Consider the following 17,414-nt stretch of genomic DNA (forward strand, 5'->3'; position numbering starts at 1 on the left):
CACAATAGTACCCAAGTTTTACCTTGGGTACTTTTAACTCAAAAAAATTTCTTAAAGAATTTAATTATGAAAAAATATATATTGATAACATTATTATCTTTATCAGGTTTTGCAGCGATGTCTCAAAACGATAAAGAGATGGTTGTTAGCAGCCAAACAGATGCTTATAAACCCCAAAAAGGAAGCTATACCGTTTCTTTATTAATGGGACGAGGTTCTTACATAGAACAAGGCGGAACTTATGTTGGTAGTTCGCATCAGGTAAGCGGTCAAGCTCCTTATGCCAATACTATTAATAGTAATGATAATAGCTTAATGAATATGGCAGGAGTTGAAGGTAAATACTTCATTTCCGATAAAATGGCACTTTCATTAAATGGAGGTTTCACTTTTAGAACCACCCCTTCATCAGTTAATATTCCAGCAATTTTAGACGATGAGAACGCTGTAGTTGTTCCTGCGTATCAGGCTATTATAGGTGAAGACAAGTACAGTTTACATGCCGCTTTAGGTTTACAATGGTATTTAAAACTTAAAAGCCCAAAATTGGTGCCTTATGTAGGTTTTTCATTACCAATAGACTATACCAGAACCTCTAGTTTTGATCCTACTATTGATTTAAGTAATACATCAAGTATTTCTAATTTAGGGTTAAGTCATGTTGAGTTATTAGGTGTAGGCGTGCAAGCAGTTGCAGGTTTAGACTATTATTTAACCAAAGAAATGTTTATTGGTTTCGATGTAAAACCTTTAAGCTATAATTATTTAACAAACACTAAAAAGAAGAATGCAGGAACGCTAGGTCGTAAGGCATCGAATTCAACATTTTCATTCTTCGGACAGTATTTTTTCAAGATAGGATTTAAATTAAATTAATATTTTTTTTATAAAAATACCTATTAAAATTTTATTTTATATAGATCGCCTAAAAATATTTTTAGGCGATTTTTTTTATACCCATACGTTATTTTTATTTTTTTGAAGCTGTTACCTGCTTTCACTACTCGCTTTTTTTATTTTTTTAAAGAAAAAAACAAAAAAGAGCTCAAACAAACCGTTCAATCAGGGCTAGGGTTTTGTTATCTCTTGGTAAGTTTTCGTTTTTAGATATAATTTTAATTTCTTTTAGCGTCTGTTTAAATTTTATTTGAAAAAAAATATCACAGAAAAATAAGGGATCGCATCTGTCAACCTGAATTTATTTCAGGTTCGCATCCTGATTAGCCATAGTTTTCCGCCGCTAGCGCAAGCATCTTGCTTGTGCTGTTAAAGAAGTTCTAATTTCAAATTCTATTTTCTACAATAAAATTTTTTCAGCCGAAAATTAAAAAAAATCACTTAAAAAATACTATATTAAAAACGACAGATAAAAACTAATAATTTTCGGTTTTAAAAAGTAAAAAATGTAATTTTACGTATTTAATAATTGCTAAAAACCCTCGAAATAAGGTATTAAAATATGGAAAACTCCCCCACTAATTGGACTATTTGTACGCAATGCAAAGGCGAAGGAAAAAAACGTCGAAAAATAAGTAAAAAAGCACGACTTCAGTATCAAAAAGCATTGGCTAAATCAGTCAGTGAATCTACGTTAATTCCGCCAATTACTCCAAAAGCAAGCTATACTAAATGTATAAATTGTAGTGGCTCAGGCTTGGTAACAACAACAAACCTACCTGAAAAACCACTTGAAAATTACCCACATATAGCTATTATTGGCGGTGGTATTGGTGGCGTGGCATTGGCAGTAGCCTGTTTACATCGACAAATACCTTTTACGCTTTACGAACGAGATAGTAGTTTCGATGCTCGAGCTCAAGGCTATGGATTAACCCTGCAACAAGCAAGCAAAGCAATTCAAGCGCTGGGTATTTTAAAATTAAAAGAAGGCGTAGTTTCTACAAAACATATTATTCATACAACGCAAGGTAAAATAATAGGCGAATGGGGAATGAGAAAATGGTTAGATTCTACTAATAATTTCAATAATAAAATATCAGAAAATAAACCCGATAATAATGCCGAAAATAAATCATCAAAACGAACTAACATACACATTGCAAGGCAATCTTTACGCTTTGAACTTTTAGAGCAATTAATAAATAAAGATCAAGTAAAATGGGGGTATCAATTAATTGATTTTAAAGAAAATAAAAAAATAGCTATAAAAAACGATCAAAAAGTGGAAAAAACAGCTGAAAAAGTTCAATTAACCTTTCAAGTAAACGGAAAAATAAAAACAGCCCAAGCAGATATTGTTGTAGGCGCAGACGGTATTCGTAGTTCGGTAAGAACCCTATTATTAAAAGATAAAAACCCACCTTTACGCTATTTGGGATGTATTGTAATATTAGGGATTTGTCCTTTAGACGCTTTAAAAGGATTAGAAAATCCGTTGTTAGATTCGGCAACAGTATTTCAAACCGCCAATGGAAACGAGCGAATTTATATGATGCCTTACTCCGCCGATTCGGTGATGTGGCAATTAAGTTTTCCTATGCCAGAGCAAGATGCTAAAATTTTATCTAAAAAAGGTGCAGAAGCCCTAAAAGAAGAAGCCTGCCGACGAACAGTTTGGCACGAGCCTATTCCTCAAATTTTAGCCGCTACACTCGCTGATAAAATATCAGGATACCCAGTGTACGACCGAGAATTGCTAAGCTCAGAAGCATTAGGGAAATCAGAAAAAATAACATTAATCGGCGATGCCGCACACCCAATGAGCCCCTTTAAAGGGCAGGGCGCAAATCAGGCATTATTAGACGCTTTATCGTTAGCTCGAACTATAAAAAAAGAGTGTGGAAGATTACCTGATTGGCGAACTCAAGGAATTAGAAAACGGGTATTAACCGATTTTGAAGCCGAAATGTTAGTACGAAGTGCCTCTAAAGTAAAGGGTTCGGCAGCTGCCGTAAAGTTTTTACATTCCGATGTGGTGCTTCAAGAAGGAAATGAACCCCGAGGACGCGATTTGAATCGTTAGTATAAAACTTTGATAACGATAAAACCTGTTTAAAATTAAATAACCTGTCAGTTCGAGTGATTTTTTTCTTTCAAAAAAATAGTATCGAGAACTTATTTAATAGTAAAGACAATTAAAATTCATCAATATAAAAGAACTCAAATTCTCGATACAATTTTAATTCCTTTGAGTCATTAAAATTACTCGAATTGACAATAACCATCAAAAAAAGCTAAAAAATACAGCAAATAAGGATGCGAAATTGAACTAAATTTCAGTTTATTATTTTTCTGTTATATTTTTTTAGATGAAATTTAAACAGGTTCTTATAAAACGTGAAAAAACGATTTTTCGAGTGATTTTTTCTTTTTTTTAAGAACTTTTTTCGATTAAAAGTAGTTGGATTTATGAAAAAATAAACTAAAAACAACGAAAAATAAGCAGGTTATTTTGAACGAAATTCTCTTTGTTGGTTGGCTTGTTTTTTGAAGAGGTTTTAAATTTTTTATCTAGCAAATATATGCTGTTGTGTACTGCTTTAAAAATAGGGCAAAATGCCTAGCCCCGATTGTAGCAATTGTTTGAGCTCTCTGGCTTTTTTTAGCCAGAAGCGAGTGCGGAAAGCGGGAAAATGCTTCAAATAATTCTTCTTTATTTTTGCTTTATTTTTGATAAAAAAACGCTTGATTTTACGCTAAAATAACAAGCCTTTTTTAGTGATATTTTGTAACTGAAATAATTTATTTTTAAAATAAAAAGTGAAATAAATTTGGATATTAAAATATAATAATTGAATATTTGTGCTCACAAAGTTCAATAACTTATTGACAATGTTATCAAGAAAGGCGGAGGGATTAGACCCTGTGAAGCCTTAGCAACCCTTTGTTTAAGTCAAAGAAGGTGCTAAATTCTACTTAATTTTAGATTCATTTATCTGAAATTGGATAGATAACTCAAAAACAATTACAGCGCTGTAATTGTTATATTTCTTCATAACATTTTTCGAGTAAGCGCATCAAAATAATAGGTGCAGGTAACTTTTGTTTTAATTTTAATTATTTCAAAAAACAAGAAAAATGAGTACCCAAAAATTCGCAACAAACGCCTTGCACGCAGGTCACGACGCAACACAAACCGCAGGAACACGAGCGGTGCCAATTTACCAAACAACATCGTATGTTTTTAACAATTCTGAGCATGCAGCAAACCTATTTTCATTAAAAGAATTGGGCTTTATTTACACCCGATTAAACAACCCAACAAATCAAATTTTACAAGACCGTTTGGCGAGTTTAGAAGGCGGAATTGGGGCGGTAGTTTTCGCGTCAGGAACATCGGCAATTTCAACAGGATTATTAACCTTGTTAAAAGCAGGCGACCATATTGTAGCATCGAGCAGTTTGTACGGCGGAACGTACAATTTATTAAGCGTTACCCTGCCAAGATTAGGAATTACAACCACTTTTGTTGACGCTTCCAATCCTGATAATTTTGGCAAAGCAGTACAAGAAAATACCCGTGCTTTTTTTGTAGAATCTTTAGGAAACCCAAAGTTAGATGTGTTAGATTTAAAAGCAATTTCAACCCATGCAAAAACGGCAGAAGTTCCTTTTATTGTTGATAATACCGTAGCAACTCCAGCCTTGTTAAACCCAATTGAGCATGGTGCAAATATCGTAATTCATTCGTTAACAAAATATATCGGCGGACACGGAACGTCTTTAGGTGGCGCAATAATTGATGCAGGAACTTTTAATTGGGCAAATGGTAAATTTCCAGAATTTACAGAACCATCCGCAGGGTATCACGGGCTGGTTTACAATGATGTTTTAGGAGCGTCTTCTTATACTTTTAAATTGATTTTAGAAGGATTGCGTGATTTTGGAGGAGCGTTAAGCCCTACAAATGCGTTTAATATTATCCAAGGATTGGAAACTTTAGAAATCAGAATAAAAAAACACAGTGAAAATGCGTTGGAATTAGCCAAATGGTTAGAAAATCAAGAAGCGGTTGCTTGGGTGAATTATCCAGGATTGGAAAGTAGTAAATATAAAAAATTAGCAGATGAATATTTACCAAAAGGACAAAGCGGTATTGTAACTTTTGGCGTAAAAGGAGGTTATGAATCGGCTAAAAAAGTAGCGGATACTACAAAATTATTTTCATTATTAGCCAATATTGGCGATACAAAATCTTTAATTATTCATCCTGCAAGTACTACGCATCAACAGTTAAGCGAAGAAGCACAACAAAGTGCAGGGGTTACTAGCGATTTAATTCGTTTATCCGTAGGATTAGAAGATATTGAGGATTTAAAAAATGATTTAACGACGGCTTTTTTAAAAATATAATATGTTAACACAGCAACTTTCTCACATAAATATTACCAACTTTACCACAGAAAATGGACTTTTTTTTGATGAAATTCCTTTAAGTTATGAAGTTTTTGGTGAAAAAATAGGCACAGCGCCCGTGGTTTTAATCAATCACGCATTAACAGGAAATAGCAATGTTGCAAACTCAAAAAATGGCTGGTGGAAAGATTTAATCGGAAAAAATAAAGCCATAAATACGGCAAATTATACGGTTTTATGTTTCAATATTCCAGGAAATGGTTACGATGGTTTTTTAATTGAAAATTATAAGAATTTTATTGCGAGAGATATTGCAAAGCTGTTTTTAAAAGGATTAGAAAAACTGAAAATAACCCAATTATTTGCCTTAATTGGCGGTTCTTTAGGGGGTGGAATTGCTTGGGAAATGGTGGTTTTAAATCCTGTAATAACTCAAAAATTTATTCCAATTGCTACCGATTGGAAAGCTACGGATTGGTTGATTGCCAACTGTCAAATTCAAGAACAATTTTTAGTAAATTCAAAAAATCCTGTGCATGATGCCCGCATGCACGCAATGTTATGTTACAGAACACCAAAATCTTTTAAAGAACGTTTTCATCGCTCTAAAAAAGAAAATTCTGAAATATTTAATGTCGAAAGTTGGTTGTTGCATCATGGCGAAAAATTACAGGAACGCTATCAATTGGCATCCTATAAATTAATGAATCAGTTGTTAAAAACCATTGATGTAACCAAAAATAGCAACGAAAATAGGAGTGAAAATAAAGTAGCTGTTTTAGAAAAAATTCAAGCCGATATTCATATTATTGGCGTTGATTCTGATTTGTTTTTTACCGCCGAAGAAAATAGAGAAACGCAAAAAGAATTAGCTTTAGTACACGATAATGTAACGTATAATGAAATAAATTCGGTACACGGACACGATGCTTTTTTAATGGAATACGAGCAATTAGAAAAAATAATCAGCCCAATTTTTAATCCAAAATTAAAAAATAAGAACATAAAAATAATCAAATTTGGCGGAAAATCGTTGTCAAATAACGGAATTAGCAATGTGATTTCTATTATTGAAGAAAAAATAAATAATCAAGAAAAAATAGCAGTAGTTGTTTCGGCAAGAGGAAATGCAACAAATCAACTAGAAGAAATTTTAGAAAAATCCGCTAAAAATGAAAATTATCAACAGCAGTTTGAAGCTTTTAAATTTGAGCAATCAAAATTAACGCCACTGCTTGATTTTTCATCAGAATTTACACATTTAGAAAAACTTTTTGAAGGTGTTTTTTTATTAGGTGATTTTAGCCCAAAAATAAAAGATGAAATTCTAGCACAAGGAGAGCTTTTATCAGCAAAAACAGTTACTGAACTTTTAACGCAAAAAGGAATATCAGTAAAAATTACCGATGCCAGAAAGCTATTAAAAACAGATGCTAATTTTGGGAATGCACAGCCAATTATAAAAATATCAAAAGAAAATGTACAAAAATATTTTAAGAAAAATAACAATACAGTAACTATTGTAACAGGTTTTATAGCGTCTAATTTAAAAGGAGAAACTACTACTTTAGGACGAAATGGAAGTAATTATACAGCATCGTTATTGGCGAATTTTTTAAATGCTGATGAATTGCAAAATTATACGCATGTTGATGGAATTTTTACCGCAAACCCCGATTTAGTTGCCGATGCTCAAAAAATAGAAACACTTTCTTTTTCTGAAGCAAATGAATTAGCCAATTTTGGAGCTACCATTTTACATGCAAAAACAATAAGCCCGTTATTGGAAAAAAATATCAATCTTCGGATTTTAAATACGTTTAAACCCAACGATTCAGGTACTTTAATTAGGGCTAAAACAACTTCAAAAGGCATAAAATCGATGGCTGTTTTAGATAATGTTGCTCTATTAAATTTTGAAGGAAGAGGTTTATTAGGAAAAGTTGGCGTAGATGCGCGTATTTTTAAAGCGTTAAGTAATAAAGAAATAAGTGTGAGTATTGTGTCGCAAGGTTCTTCGGAAAGAGGCATCGGTTTGGTGATCGATAAAAGTAAATCCGAAGAAGCTATAAAGGCATTAGAGCAAGAATTTGAAAGTGATTTTTATACCAAAGATGTACATCAAATTTCAATTATAGCCGATGTTTCGGTGATTTCAATTATTGGGCAAGATTTAAGTGAATTTCATCATTCGTATAATGCGTTGATTAAAAATCAAATTGTTCCGTTGCTTTTTAACAACACAATTTCAGGGAAAAATGTGAGTTTAGTTGTTAAAAAACAGCAATTACATAAAGCTTTAAACGTTATTCACGGACAGGTTTTTGGAGTTGCTAAAAAAATAAATATTGCCATTTTTGGAAAAGGATTAGTGGGTGGAACTTTAATTAATCAATTTATAGAAAACACAAAATCAGTACTTGAAAGAAAGAAAATTCAATTGAATATTTTTGCAGTATCAGGTTCTAAAAAATTGCTATTAAATGAAAAAGGAATTGATGAAAATTGGGAAATTTATTTAGAAAATAGCATCGAAATTTCTGCTATAAATACGGTTATCGATTTTGCAAAACAACATCATTTAGAAAATTTAATTGCTGTTGATAATACGGCAAGTCATCAATTTATTGAAAATTATACATCGTTAATTAAAGCTGGTTTCGATTTGGTTTCTTCCAATAAAATAGCCAATACTGTATCGCATAGTTTTTATAAAAAATTAAGAGATACTTTAGCTAAAAATAATAAATCATACTTGTATGAAACTAATGTTGGTGCAGGTTTGCCGTTAATTGATACGATTAAATTATTACACGATTCAGGAGAGAATATCACCAAAATTAGAGGCGTTTTTTCGGGTTCGTTAAGTTATTTATTTAACACTTTTTCTTCGGATGATGTTGCCTTTTCTGAAATACTTCAAAAAGCAATTGACAAGGGATTTACCGAGCCAGACCCAAGAGAAGATTTATGTGGAAATGATGTGGCTAGAAAATTATTAATCTTAGCACGTGAGTTAGATTTAAAAAATGAATTGGAAGATATTGCCATTGAAAATTTAATTCCAATAGATTTTAGAGAAAGTTCTTCGGCTGGTTTTTTATCGAATTTAAAAGCTTTAAATACTGTTTTTCAGCAGAAAAAAGAAGCGCAAAAACCCAATCATGTATTGCGTTATATTGGTGATTTATCAGGCGATTTATCTAAAGAAAAAGGAAATTTAACGGTTAAATTAGTTTCTGTGCCAACAAATTCTGTTTTGGGAAGTTTAAAAGGTTCGGATGTTATTTTTGAAATTTATACGGAATCTTATGGCGAAAAACCGATTGTTATTCAAGGAGCAGGAGCGGGTGCAAAGGTAACCGCAAGAGGTGTTTTTGGCGATATTTTACGCTTGGCAAAAAATCATTAAAAGATAAAAAACAACAAAAATGAGTTATCAATTTGAAACCCAAGCGATAAGAAACCAAACCGAACGTTCACAATTTTCGGAACATTCTACGCCGTTATATCTAACATCTAGTTTTGTTTTTGAAGATGCAGAAGATATGCGTGCTTGTTTTGCTGAAGAAAAAGATAAAAATTTATATAGCCGATTTTCAAACCCTAATACCACGGAATTTGTAGATAAAATTGTAGCGATGGAAAAAGCGGAAGCAGGATATGCTTTTGCTACAGGAATGGCGGCTGTTTTTTCGACTTTTGGAGCGTTGTTAAATGCGGGAGATCATATTGTTTCGTGCAGGTCTGTATTTGGTTCAACACATAGTTTGTTTACTAAATATTTTCCAAAATGGAATATTGAAACTAGTTATTTTAAAATATCTGAAGTTGAAAAAATAGAAAGTTTAATTCAGCCAAACACTAAAATTTTATATGCCGAAACGCCAACAAACCCAGCGGTTGATATTATTGATTTAGAATTGCTTGGTAAAATTGCTAAAAAACATAATTTATTATTGATAATAGACAATTGTTTTGCGACGCCTTATTTGCAAAATCCTATTGATTTTGGTGCCGATTTAGTCATTCATTCGGCAACCAAATTAATTGATGGACAAGGAAGGGTTTTAGGCGGAGTAACTGTTGGAAAAGCCGATTTAATTCGAGAAATTCACCTGTTTTCAAGAAATACAGGCCCAGCAATGTCACCTTTTAATGCGTGGATTTTATCAAAAAGTTTAGAAACATTAAGTATCCGTGTTGAAAAACATTGTGAAAATGCTTTAAAAGTAGCGGAATTTTTAGAAAATCATCCGAAGGTAAATTTAGTGAAATATCCATTTTTAAAATCGCATCCAAAATATGAAATTGCAAAAAAACAAATGCGATTCGGTGGAAATATTGTAGCCTTCGAAATAAAAGGAGGTGTTAATGCAGGGCGGAAGTTTTTAAACGCCATCAAAATGTGTTCTTTATCAGCAAATTTAGGCGATACCAGAAGTATTGTAACGCATCCAGCATCAACAACACATAGTAAATTAAATATAAATGATAGAATAGAAGTAGGAATTACCGATAGTTTAGTTCGATGTTCTGTTGGTTTAGAAAATGTAATAGATATTATAAACGATTTAAAACAGGCTTTAGAAACACAATAAAAAGAAACAAAAACTAAATAAAAGTGTACTTTTGTAGCATGCTTTCTAAAAAAACAAAATACGGAATAAAAGCCTTAACATTTATCGCTAGGCAAGAATATGGAATAAAAGTGCAAATAGCCACCATTTCCGAAAGTGAAAATATTTCACATAAATTTTTAGAAAGTATTTTGCTCACCCTTCGAAAAGCAGGTTTTTTAGGTGCTAAAAAAGGCAAGGGCGGCGGTTATTATATGTTGAAAAAAGCATCAGATATAAATATGACCGATGTTATTAGAACCCTTGAAGGACCAATAGCGATGCTGCCTTGTGTGAGTTTAAACTACTATGAAAAATGCAGCGATTGCCCCGATGAAGATGCTTGTGGTGTGCATAAATTAATGATACAAGTTAGAGATAATACTTTAAAAGTATTAAAAAATAACACCCTTGCCGATTTAGTGTAAAAACACCGTTTACGCCGTGTTTTTGTAAAATTTAGCCTTAATTTTTTTGTTATCTAATTTGAATTAATACATTTGCAATCTTAAAACCTAGTTACCCTATAGGGAAATAGTATTTTGAAATGATTTTAGAACAATTAATAAAAGAAAATAAAAATAACACGCCAAATAAAGGGTCTGAAAACACCTTGCGAAGCCTTGCAAAATCGGTAAGTTGGCGCATAATAGGTACTATTGATACGGTTTTAATATCGTGGTTAATTACAGGGGAATTAGCCTTAGCATTTTCGATAGGAAGCATCGAATTAATTACAAAAATGATATTATACTTTTTTCACGAAAGAATTTGGAATAAAATAAAATGGGGAAAATAATGAGCTTAAAAAACGAATTGAATTTAGAAATTTTAAATAAAGAATTAGCAAAACTAAGCCCAAAAGAAATTGTGCAATGGGTTTTTAATTTAGATAAAAAAACCATTATTACCACAAACTTTAGACCTTATGAAGTCGCTATTTTACATCTAACATCTCAAGAGAAATCAGACATAAAAGTTGTTTGGTGCGATACAGGTTATAATACTCCCCAAACCTATAAACACGCCGAGGAACTTATTGAAAAGTTAGCATTAAATGTTGATTTATATGTGCCAAAACAAACCGTAGCACATCGTACTGTTACTATGGGACTTCCTTCGGTTGATGACAAAAATCATGTAAAATTTACCGAACAAGTAAAGTTAGAGCCTTTTAAAAGAGCCATGAAAATTCATCAGCCTGAAATATGGTTTACCAACCTCCGAAAAGGACAAACGGCTTTTAGAGACGGTATCGGTGTTTTATCTTTTAGTAAAGATGGTATCTTAAAAGTGAGCCCTTTTTATCATTGGTCGGATGAAGATTTAGACGGGTATTTAGAAACCCATAAATTACCAAATGAGTTCAAATATTTTGATCCAACAAAGGTAGAGAGCAACAGAGAATGCGGTTTACATATTTAAAAATAAGAGTATCATTATGGACACTATAGCAATAGAAAAAACAGCTACAACATCAAAAAAAGTATCAAAAATAGCCTCAAAAACTTCAGAAACCACCATAAAAGTAGGCGCTTTAGAAAGCGAAGCTATTTATATTTTTAGAGAAGTTGTCGCGCAGTTTGAAAAACCTGTATTATTATTTTCAGGAGGAAAAGACAGTATTACCTTGGTTCGATTGGCGCAAAAAGCGTTTTATCCAGCGAAAATACCGTTTCCTTTAATGCACATTGATACAGGGCATAATTTCCCTGAAACCATCGAATTTAGAGATCGTTTAGCCAAAGAATTAGGCGTGGAATTAATCGTTCGAAATGTTCAAGATAATATTGATAACGGAAAGGTTAAAGAAGAAACAGGAAAATATGCAAGTAGAAATATGCTACAAACCGAAACCTTATTAGATGCTATTGAAGAATTTGGATTTGATGCTTGTATCGGTGGTGCGCGTAGAGATGAAGAAAAAGCAAGAGCGAAAGAACGTATTTTTTCTGTAAGAGATGATTTTGGGCAGTGGGATGAAAAAAATCAGCGTCCAGAGTTGTTTGATATTTTAAATGGAAGAATTGATTTAGGGCAGAATGTGCGTGTTTTTCCTATTTCAAATTGGACAGAGTTAGATGTTTGGAGTTATATCCAAAAAGAAGCGATTGAAATTCCATCGATTTATTTTGCGCATAAAAGAAAAACTTTTGTTCGTGATGGGATGATTTGGTCGGCTGAAGATGCTGTTGTTTATCGTGAAGAAGATGAGGTTGTTCAAGAGCGTATGGTGCGTTTTCGTACTGTTGGCGATATGAGTTGTACTGCCGCTGTGTTGTCGGATGCTGTGAGTATTGATAAAGTAGTTGCTGAAATTAAAGAATCAAGCATTTCAGAAAGAGGTGCTAGAATTGACGATAAACGCTCGGAAGCAGCAATGGAAAAACGCAAACAACAAGGTTATTTTTAAGAAGATTTAAAATTTATCTGAAAAAATAATAATTAAACAATACAAACTCGGTTTTTAATTGTTTTCAAGTTTTTAATTGAAATCAGTAAAAACAAATAGCATACAAAAATGAACGTATTAAAAATAGCAACAGCAGGAAGTGTCGATGATGGTAAAAGTACTTTAATTGGTCGTATTTTATATGATACCAAATCATTAACCGACGATAAATTGGAGGCAATTGAAGCAAAAAGTAAGCAAAGAGGTTTTGATTATTTAGATTTTTCATTAGCCACCGATGGCTTAGTTGCCGAACGTGAACAAGGAATTACCATTGATGTTGCGCATATTTATTTTTCAACGCCAAAAACGAGTTTCATTATTGCCGATACGCCTGGGCATATTGAATATACTCGAAATATGGTTACGGGAGCGTCTAATTCACAGGCTTCTATCGTTTTAATTGATGCTCGAAATGGCGTAGTTGAACAAACATTTCGTCATTTTTTCATCAATACTTTATTACGAGTAAAAGATGTAGTAATTGCGGTTAATAAAATGGATTTGGTTGATTTTTCAGAAGATAAATTTAATGAAATCAAAAAAGAAATTCAAGATTTAGCAAGTAAAAGTGGCTATGAAAATCAACAATTAACCTTTATTCCTATTTCGGCATTAAAAGGCGATAATGTGGTTAAATCATCAACTAAAACGCCTTGGTATAAAGGAGAAACTTTATTAAATCATTTAGAAACCTTAGAATTTGAAGATGTTTCTCAAACTTCGCAAACACGTTTTCCTGTGCAAACAGTTATCAGACCTAAAACCGAACAATATCACGATTTTAGAGGGTATGCGGGGAAAATTTATGGTGGCGATTTAGCCGTTGGCGATGCTGTTACCGTATTACCATCGCAAACAACATCAACCATAAAAAGCATTCATTTTTTTGATAAAGAATATCAAAAAGCAACCCAAGGAAGTTCAATAACCATCACTTTAGAGGATAATATTAATATCAGCCGAGGCGATATGTTGGTTAAAACAACTCAAGAACCAACCGTTGCAAAACAATTAAATGCCACTATTTGTTGGATGGATAAAACGCCTTTACAAGCATCTTCAAAATACATTATAAAACATGGTGTAAATGAAGTGCAGGCAAAAATAACTGCTTTAACATCAATTATAAAAACTGATTTTTCGGGGAAAGAAGAAAACCCTTCAGAATTGGTTTTAAATGCAATTGGCGAAGTTTCTTTAAAAGTGAATAAACCGTTGTTTTTTGATAGTTATAGTAAAAATAAAGCAACAGGTTCGTTTATTTTAATCGATCCAAAAACCAATAATACTGCAGGAGTTGGCTTTATTCAGTAATCAAAATTATATCAAAATAAAACGCTTGTAAAAGCGGATACCTAATAAAATTATGCAAAGTTTTAGAACCGAAATAGAAAACCCAATTGTAGAAAAAGATATTCTAGAATTAGCACGAAAAATTGAACTTTTTAAAGAAGGTAAAATTGATGAAGAGCGTTTTCGTAGTTTGCGATTAGCACGAGGAGTTTATGGGCAACGTCAATTGGGCGTGCAAATGATTCGTATAAAATTGCCTTACGGAAAAGTCTCTAGCGAACAATTACACCGAATTGCCGATGTTTCTGACGAATATTCTCGTGGGCGTTTGCATATTACAACGCGTCAGGATATCCAAATTCATCATGTGAGTTTAGATAGAACGCCAGAATTATGGGCACAATTAGAAAAAGATAACATTACTTTACGTGAAGCTTGTGGAAATGCGGTTCGAAATATAACGGCTTCAGAAACCGCAGGAATTGACCTAAAGGAACCTTTTGATGTGTCGCCCTATGCCGATGCTACGTTTAAATTTTTCTTAAGAAACCCAATTTGTCAAGAAATGGGACGAAAATTTAAAATGTCATTTTCAGCTACGGATGATGATACAGCGTTAAGTTTTATGCACGATTTAGGATTTATCGCCAAAATAAAAAATATTGATGGGCAAGATGTTAAAGGATTTAAAGTTTTATTAGGCGGAGGATTGGGTTCACAGCCTCGACATGCCGATGTTATTTATGAATTTTTACCAGCAGATTTATTAATCCCTACTATTGAAGGTGTTTTACGTGTTTTTGATAGGTATGGAGAACGTGTAAAAAGAGCAAAAGCACGTTTGAAATTCTTAATAAAAGATGTAGGTGTTCCTGCTTTTTTAGATTTAGTTAAGCAAGAACAAAAAGCGTTTTCATACACAAATTACCCAATTGATACGACTGCTTTTGAGCAGGAAATAACATTTGAAACTGCTGAAATTCCTTTGGTAAAAATCAACGATAAAGAAAGCTATAATAAATGGAAACAGTCAAATGTTATACAGCAGAAGCAATCAGGTTTATTTGCTATTGGAATTAAAGTTCATTTAGGTGATTTTTATACAGATAAAGCTCGTTTGTTAGCTGATTTGATTAAAAAATACGGTGCAAATGAACTGCGTTTTACCTTGCGTCAGAATATTTTAATTCGTCATATTCGTGAAGAAACATTGCCTTTCTTTTATATTGAATTAGAAAAATTAGGCTTTACCGAAGCGGGATATAATAGCTTAAACGATATTACAGCCTGCCCAGGAACTGATACGTGTAATTTAGGAATTTCGAGCAGTACAGGTATTGCTTCTGAATTAGAGCGTGTTTTAAAATCGGAATATCCTGAGTATGTAAATAATAAGGAGTTGGCGATTAAAATTAGCGGTTGTATGAATGCCTGTGGGCAGCACAATATGGCGCATATCGGTTTTCAAGGAATGTCTGTAAAAGTTGGCAATTTATTAGCGCCTGCCTTACAAGTTTTAGTTGGTGGTGGAGTTGTTGGTGATGGGCAAGGTCGTTTTTCTGATAAATTAGTAAAAATACCGAGTAAAAGAGGGCCAGAATCCTTACGTGTTTTATTAAATGATTTTGAAGATAATAAAGATGATAATGAGCGTTTTTTAACATATTATGATAGAAAAGGAAAAACATATTTCTATGATTTGTTAAAACATTTGTCGGATACCTCTAATTTATCCGAAGATGATTTTATGGATTGGGGACACGATAAAAACTATGTAAAAGCCATCGGAGTTGGTGAATGTGCTGGGGTTGTTATTGATTTAATCGCAACACTTTTATTTGAAAGTGAAGAAAAAATTGAAAATGCTACTCAAGCTTTTAATCAAGAACAATGGTCGGACAGCATTTATCATTCGTATTCTGCAATTATTAATACGGCAAAAGCTTTATTAACTGCCGAAGGTGAAAAAACAAATACACAGGCAGGAATTATTAGCAGTTTTGATAACGTTTTTATTGATGCAAATAAAATTTCGTTGGCAACAAAAACTTCTTTTGCTGATTTTGTGTATCAAATAAAAGAAAATGAACCAACAGAAGCGTTTGCAAATAAATATTTAGAAAATACAAAAGTGTTTTACAAAGCCGTAGATTCTTATAGAAAAGTAGCGTTAGAAAATTAATAAAAATAATAATGATGATGAGAAATTTACCAAAATTAACCGTAATCGGAGCAGGGCCTGGCGATGTCGATTTAATCACTTTAAAAGCCATTAAAGTATTAAAAATAGCCGATGTTGTTTTATACGATGCTTTGGTAAATGATGAATTATTAAGTTATATCAATCCAAAAGCAGAGGTTATTTTTGTAGGAAAACGCCGAGGATGTTATCGTTATCAACAAGAGCAAATTAATGAATTAATTGTAGCTAGAGCAAAATCACATGGGCATGTGGTACGCTTAAAAGGTGGCGACCCTTTTATCTTTGGAAGAGGAGCTGAAGAAATGGAATATGCGGCAAAATTTAACGTAGCAGTTGCGGTTGTCCCAGGGATTTCATCATCATTAGCCGTAGCAGCTTCTCAAAATATCCCGCTTACAAAACGTGGATATGCCGAAAGTTTTTGGGTCATTACAGGAACGACCAAAGAACATAAATTATCAAGCGATATTGCGTTGGCATCAAAATCAAATGCAACTGTTGTCATTTTAATGGGAATGGGAAAATTATCAGAGATTGTAAGTCTTTTTAAGCAGGAAAATAAGCACGATTTACCTGTCGCAATTATTCAAAACGGCACCACATCCGAAGAAAAAATAGGTATAGGAACGGTAGATACTATCGAACAAATTGTGCTTGAAAATCAATTAGAAAATCCTGCAATTATAGTATTAGGGGAAGTTGTTAAGCATCGACAAGAATTGCTTAAAGTACAAGCAGAAGTAAAAATAACGTCATTGGTATGATAGGTAAACAAAGAAATAATCTGTATCCTGTTTTCTTAAAAATGGAACAGCTTAACGTGCTAATTGTAGGCGGCGGAAATGTGGCTTTAGAGAAATTAACTTTTTTATTAAAGTCGAGCCCTAACGCAAAGGTAAAAATGGTAGCGCCTTTTTTTAGAGAAGAAACCATGGCTTTAGCAAGTAAATTTTCTATTGAAATGATTGTTGATATTTACCATGAAAAATACCTAAGCAACAAACAAATGGTTATTGCAACGACTGATAAAGAAGTGGTAAATATTGCTGTTTATAAAGATTGTAAACAGCAAAATATTTTAGCAAATGTTGCTGATAATCCGCCGTATTGTGATTTTTATATGGGAGGAATTGTTACCAAAGGAAACGTGAAAATTGCAATTTCTACCAACGGAAAATCGCCAACGACAGCCAAAAGATTGCGACAGTTTTTAGAGGAAGTTATCCCTGAAAATATTGATGATTTGGTACAAAATTTAAACAAATACAGAAAAATGCTGAAAGGCGATTTTGAGCAAAAAGTAAGAACACTAAATTTGTTTACAAGAAGTTTAGTAGAGTAAATATCAGAAAAAATTATTAAAAAACCTCCAATTTTTAAACCCGTGTATTTGTTTGAATACATCGTGTTTTAAAGTGGGAAAAAACTTGAAAAATGATTACAACAGATATCTTAATAATAGGAGCAGGTCCAACAGGATTATTTACTGTTTTTGAAGCAGGACTGTTAAAATTACGCTGTCATTTAA

At 32.7% G+C, this 17,414-nt stretch carries 13 protein-coding genes and 1 riboswitch; all 13 genes read left to right on the forward strand.

The features are described from left to right. Nucleotides 1-66: 66 nt before the first annotated feature. The 13 genes from AQ1689_RS08005 to AQ1689_RS08065 all read left to right on the forward strand — a co-directional run bounded on the left by AQ1689_RS08005 (nt 67) and on the right by AQ1689_RS08065 (nt 17,228). On the forward strand, nt 67-876 hold the full coding sequence (locus AQ1689_RS08005; protein WP_101955748.1) for a BT1926 family outer membrane beta-barrel protein: 810 nt from the start codon (nt 67-69) through the stop codon (nt 874-876). Between the two features lie 583 nt (nt 877-1,459). Further along, a complete protein-coding gene (locus AQ1689_RS08010; protein WP_101955749.1) occupies nt 1,460-2,983 on the forward strand; it encodes an FAD-dependent monooxygenase in 1,524 nt (507 codons plus the stop codon). A gap of 809 nt (nt 2,984-3,792) precedes the next feature. After that, nucleotides 3,793-3,917: riboswitch (SAM riboswitch) on the forward strand. Between the two features lie 121 nt (nt 3,918-4,038). After that, nucleotides 4,039-5,313, forward strand: coding sequence for an O-acetylhomoserine aminocarboxypropyltransferase/cysteine synthase family protein (locus AQ1689_RS08015; protein ID WP_101955750.1), 1,275 nt, complete (start codon nt 4,039-4,041; stop codon nt 5,311-5,313). A gap of 1 nt (nt 5,314) precedes the next feature. Beyond that, entirely contained in the window at nt 5,315-8,728 is a 3,414-nt protein-coding gene (thrA, locus tag AQ1689_RS08020) for a bifunctional aspartate kinase/homoserine dehydrogenase I (protein ID WP_101955751.1), read from the forward strand. Nucleotides 8,729-8,747: 19 nt separating this feature from the next. Then, nucleotides 8,748-9,917 (forward strand): trans-sulfuration enzyme family protein, encoded by a 1,170-nt coding sequence (locus AQ1689_RS08025; RefSeq protein WP_101955752.1) that lies wholly within the window; start codon nt 8,748-8,750, stop codon nt 9,915-9,917. Between the two features lie 38 nt (nt 9,918-9,955). Then, the gene (locus AQ1689_RS08030) at nt 9,956-10,363 is read left to right on the forward strand and encodes an RrF2 family transcriptional regulator (RefSeq protein WP_058884920.1); all 408 of its coding nucleotides are present in this window, start codon (nt 9,956-9,958) and stop codon (nt 10,361-10,363) included. A gap of 119 nt (nt 10,364-10,482) precedes the next feature. After that, nucleotides 10,483-10,734, forward strand: coding sequence for a DUF2061 domain-containing protein (locus tag AQ1689_RS08035; protein WP_101932006.1), 252 nt, complete (start codon nt 10,483-10,485; stop codon nt 10,732-10,734). After that, entirely contained in the window at nt 10,734-11,360 is a 627-nt protein-coding gene (locus AQ1689_RS08040) for a phosphoadenosine phosphosulfate reductase domain-containing protein (RefSeq protein ID WP_180947559.1), read from the forward strand. The genes AQ1689_RS08035 and AQ1689_RS08040 overlap by 1 nt, the downstream gene beginning before the upstream one ends. 16 nt (nt 11,361-11,376) lie before the next feature. Continuing rightward, the gene (gene cysD / locus AQ1689_RS08045) at nt 11,377-12,348 is read left to right on the forward strand and encodes a sulfate adenylyltransferase subunit CysD (protein WP_239764744.1); all 972 of its coding nucleotides are present in this window, start codon (nt 11,377-11,379) and stop codon (nt 12,346-12,348) included. A gap of 108 nt (nt 12,349-12,456) precedes the next feature. Continuing rightward, nucleotides 12,457-13,704: a sulfate adenylyltransferase subunit 1 gene (locus tag AQ1689_RS08050; RefSeq protein ID WP_101955753.1), complete on the forward strand. Its 1,248-nt coding sequence runs from the start codon at nt 12,457-12,459 to the stop codon at nt 13,702-13,704. Nucleotides 13,705-13,756: 52 nt separating this feature from the next. Beyond that, a complete protein-coding gene (locus tag AQ1689_RS08055; protein ID WP_101955754.1) occupies nt 13,757-15,865 on the forward strand; it encodes a nitrite/sulfite reductase in 2,109 nt (702 codons plus the stop codon). 11 nt (nt 15,866-15,876) lie between these two features. Then, complete coding sequence (gene cobA / locus AQ1689_RS08060) at nt 15,877-16,650, forward strand: uroporphyrinogen-III C-methyltransferase (protein WP_394364671.1); 774 nt, start codon at nt 15,877-15,879, stop codon at nt 16,648-16,650. Beyond that, a complete protein-coding gene (locus AQ1689_RS08065) occupies nt 16,647-17,228 on the forward strand; it encodes a precorrin-2 dehydrogenase/sirohydrochlorin ferrochelatase family protein (protein ID WP_101955756.1) in 582 nt (193 codons plus the stop codon). Before cobA ends, AQ1689_RS08065 begins: the two co-directional genes overlap by 4 nt. Nucleotides 17,229-17,414 lie beyond the last annotated feature (186 nt).

Origin of the sequence: Tenacibaculum finnmarkense, from assembly GCF_900239185.1 — a bacterium.
GTDB classification, from domain to species: Bacteria; Bacteroidota; Bacteroidia; order Flavobacteriales; family Flavobacteriaceae; genus Polaribacter; species Polaribacter finnmarkensis.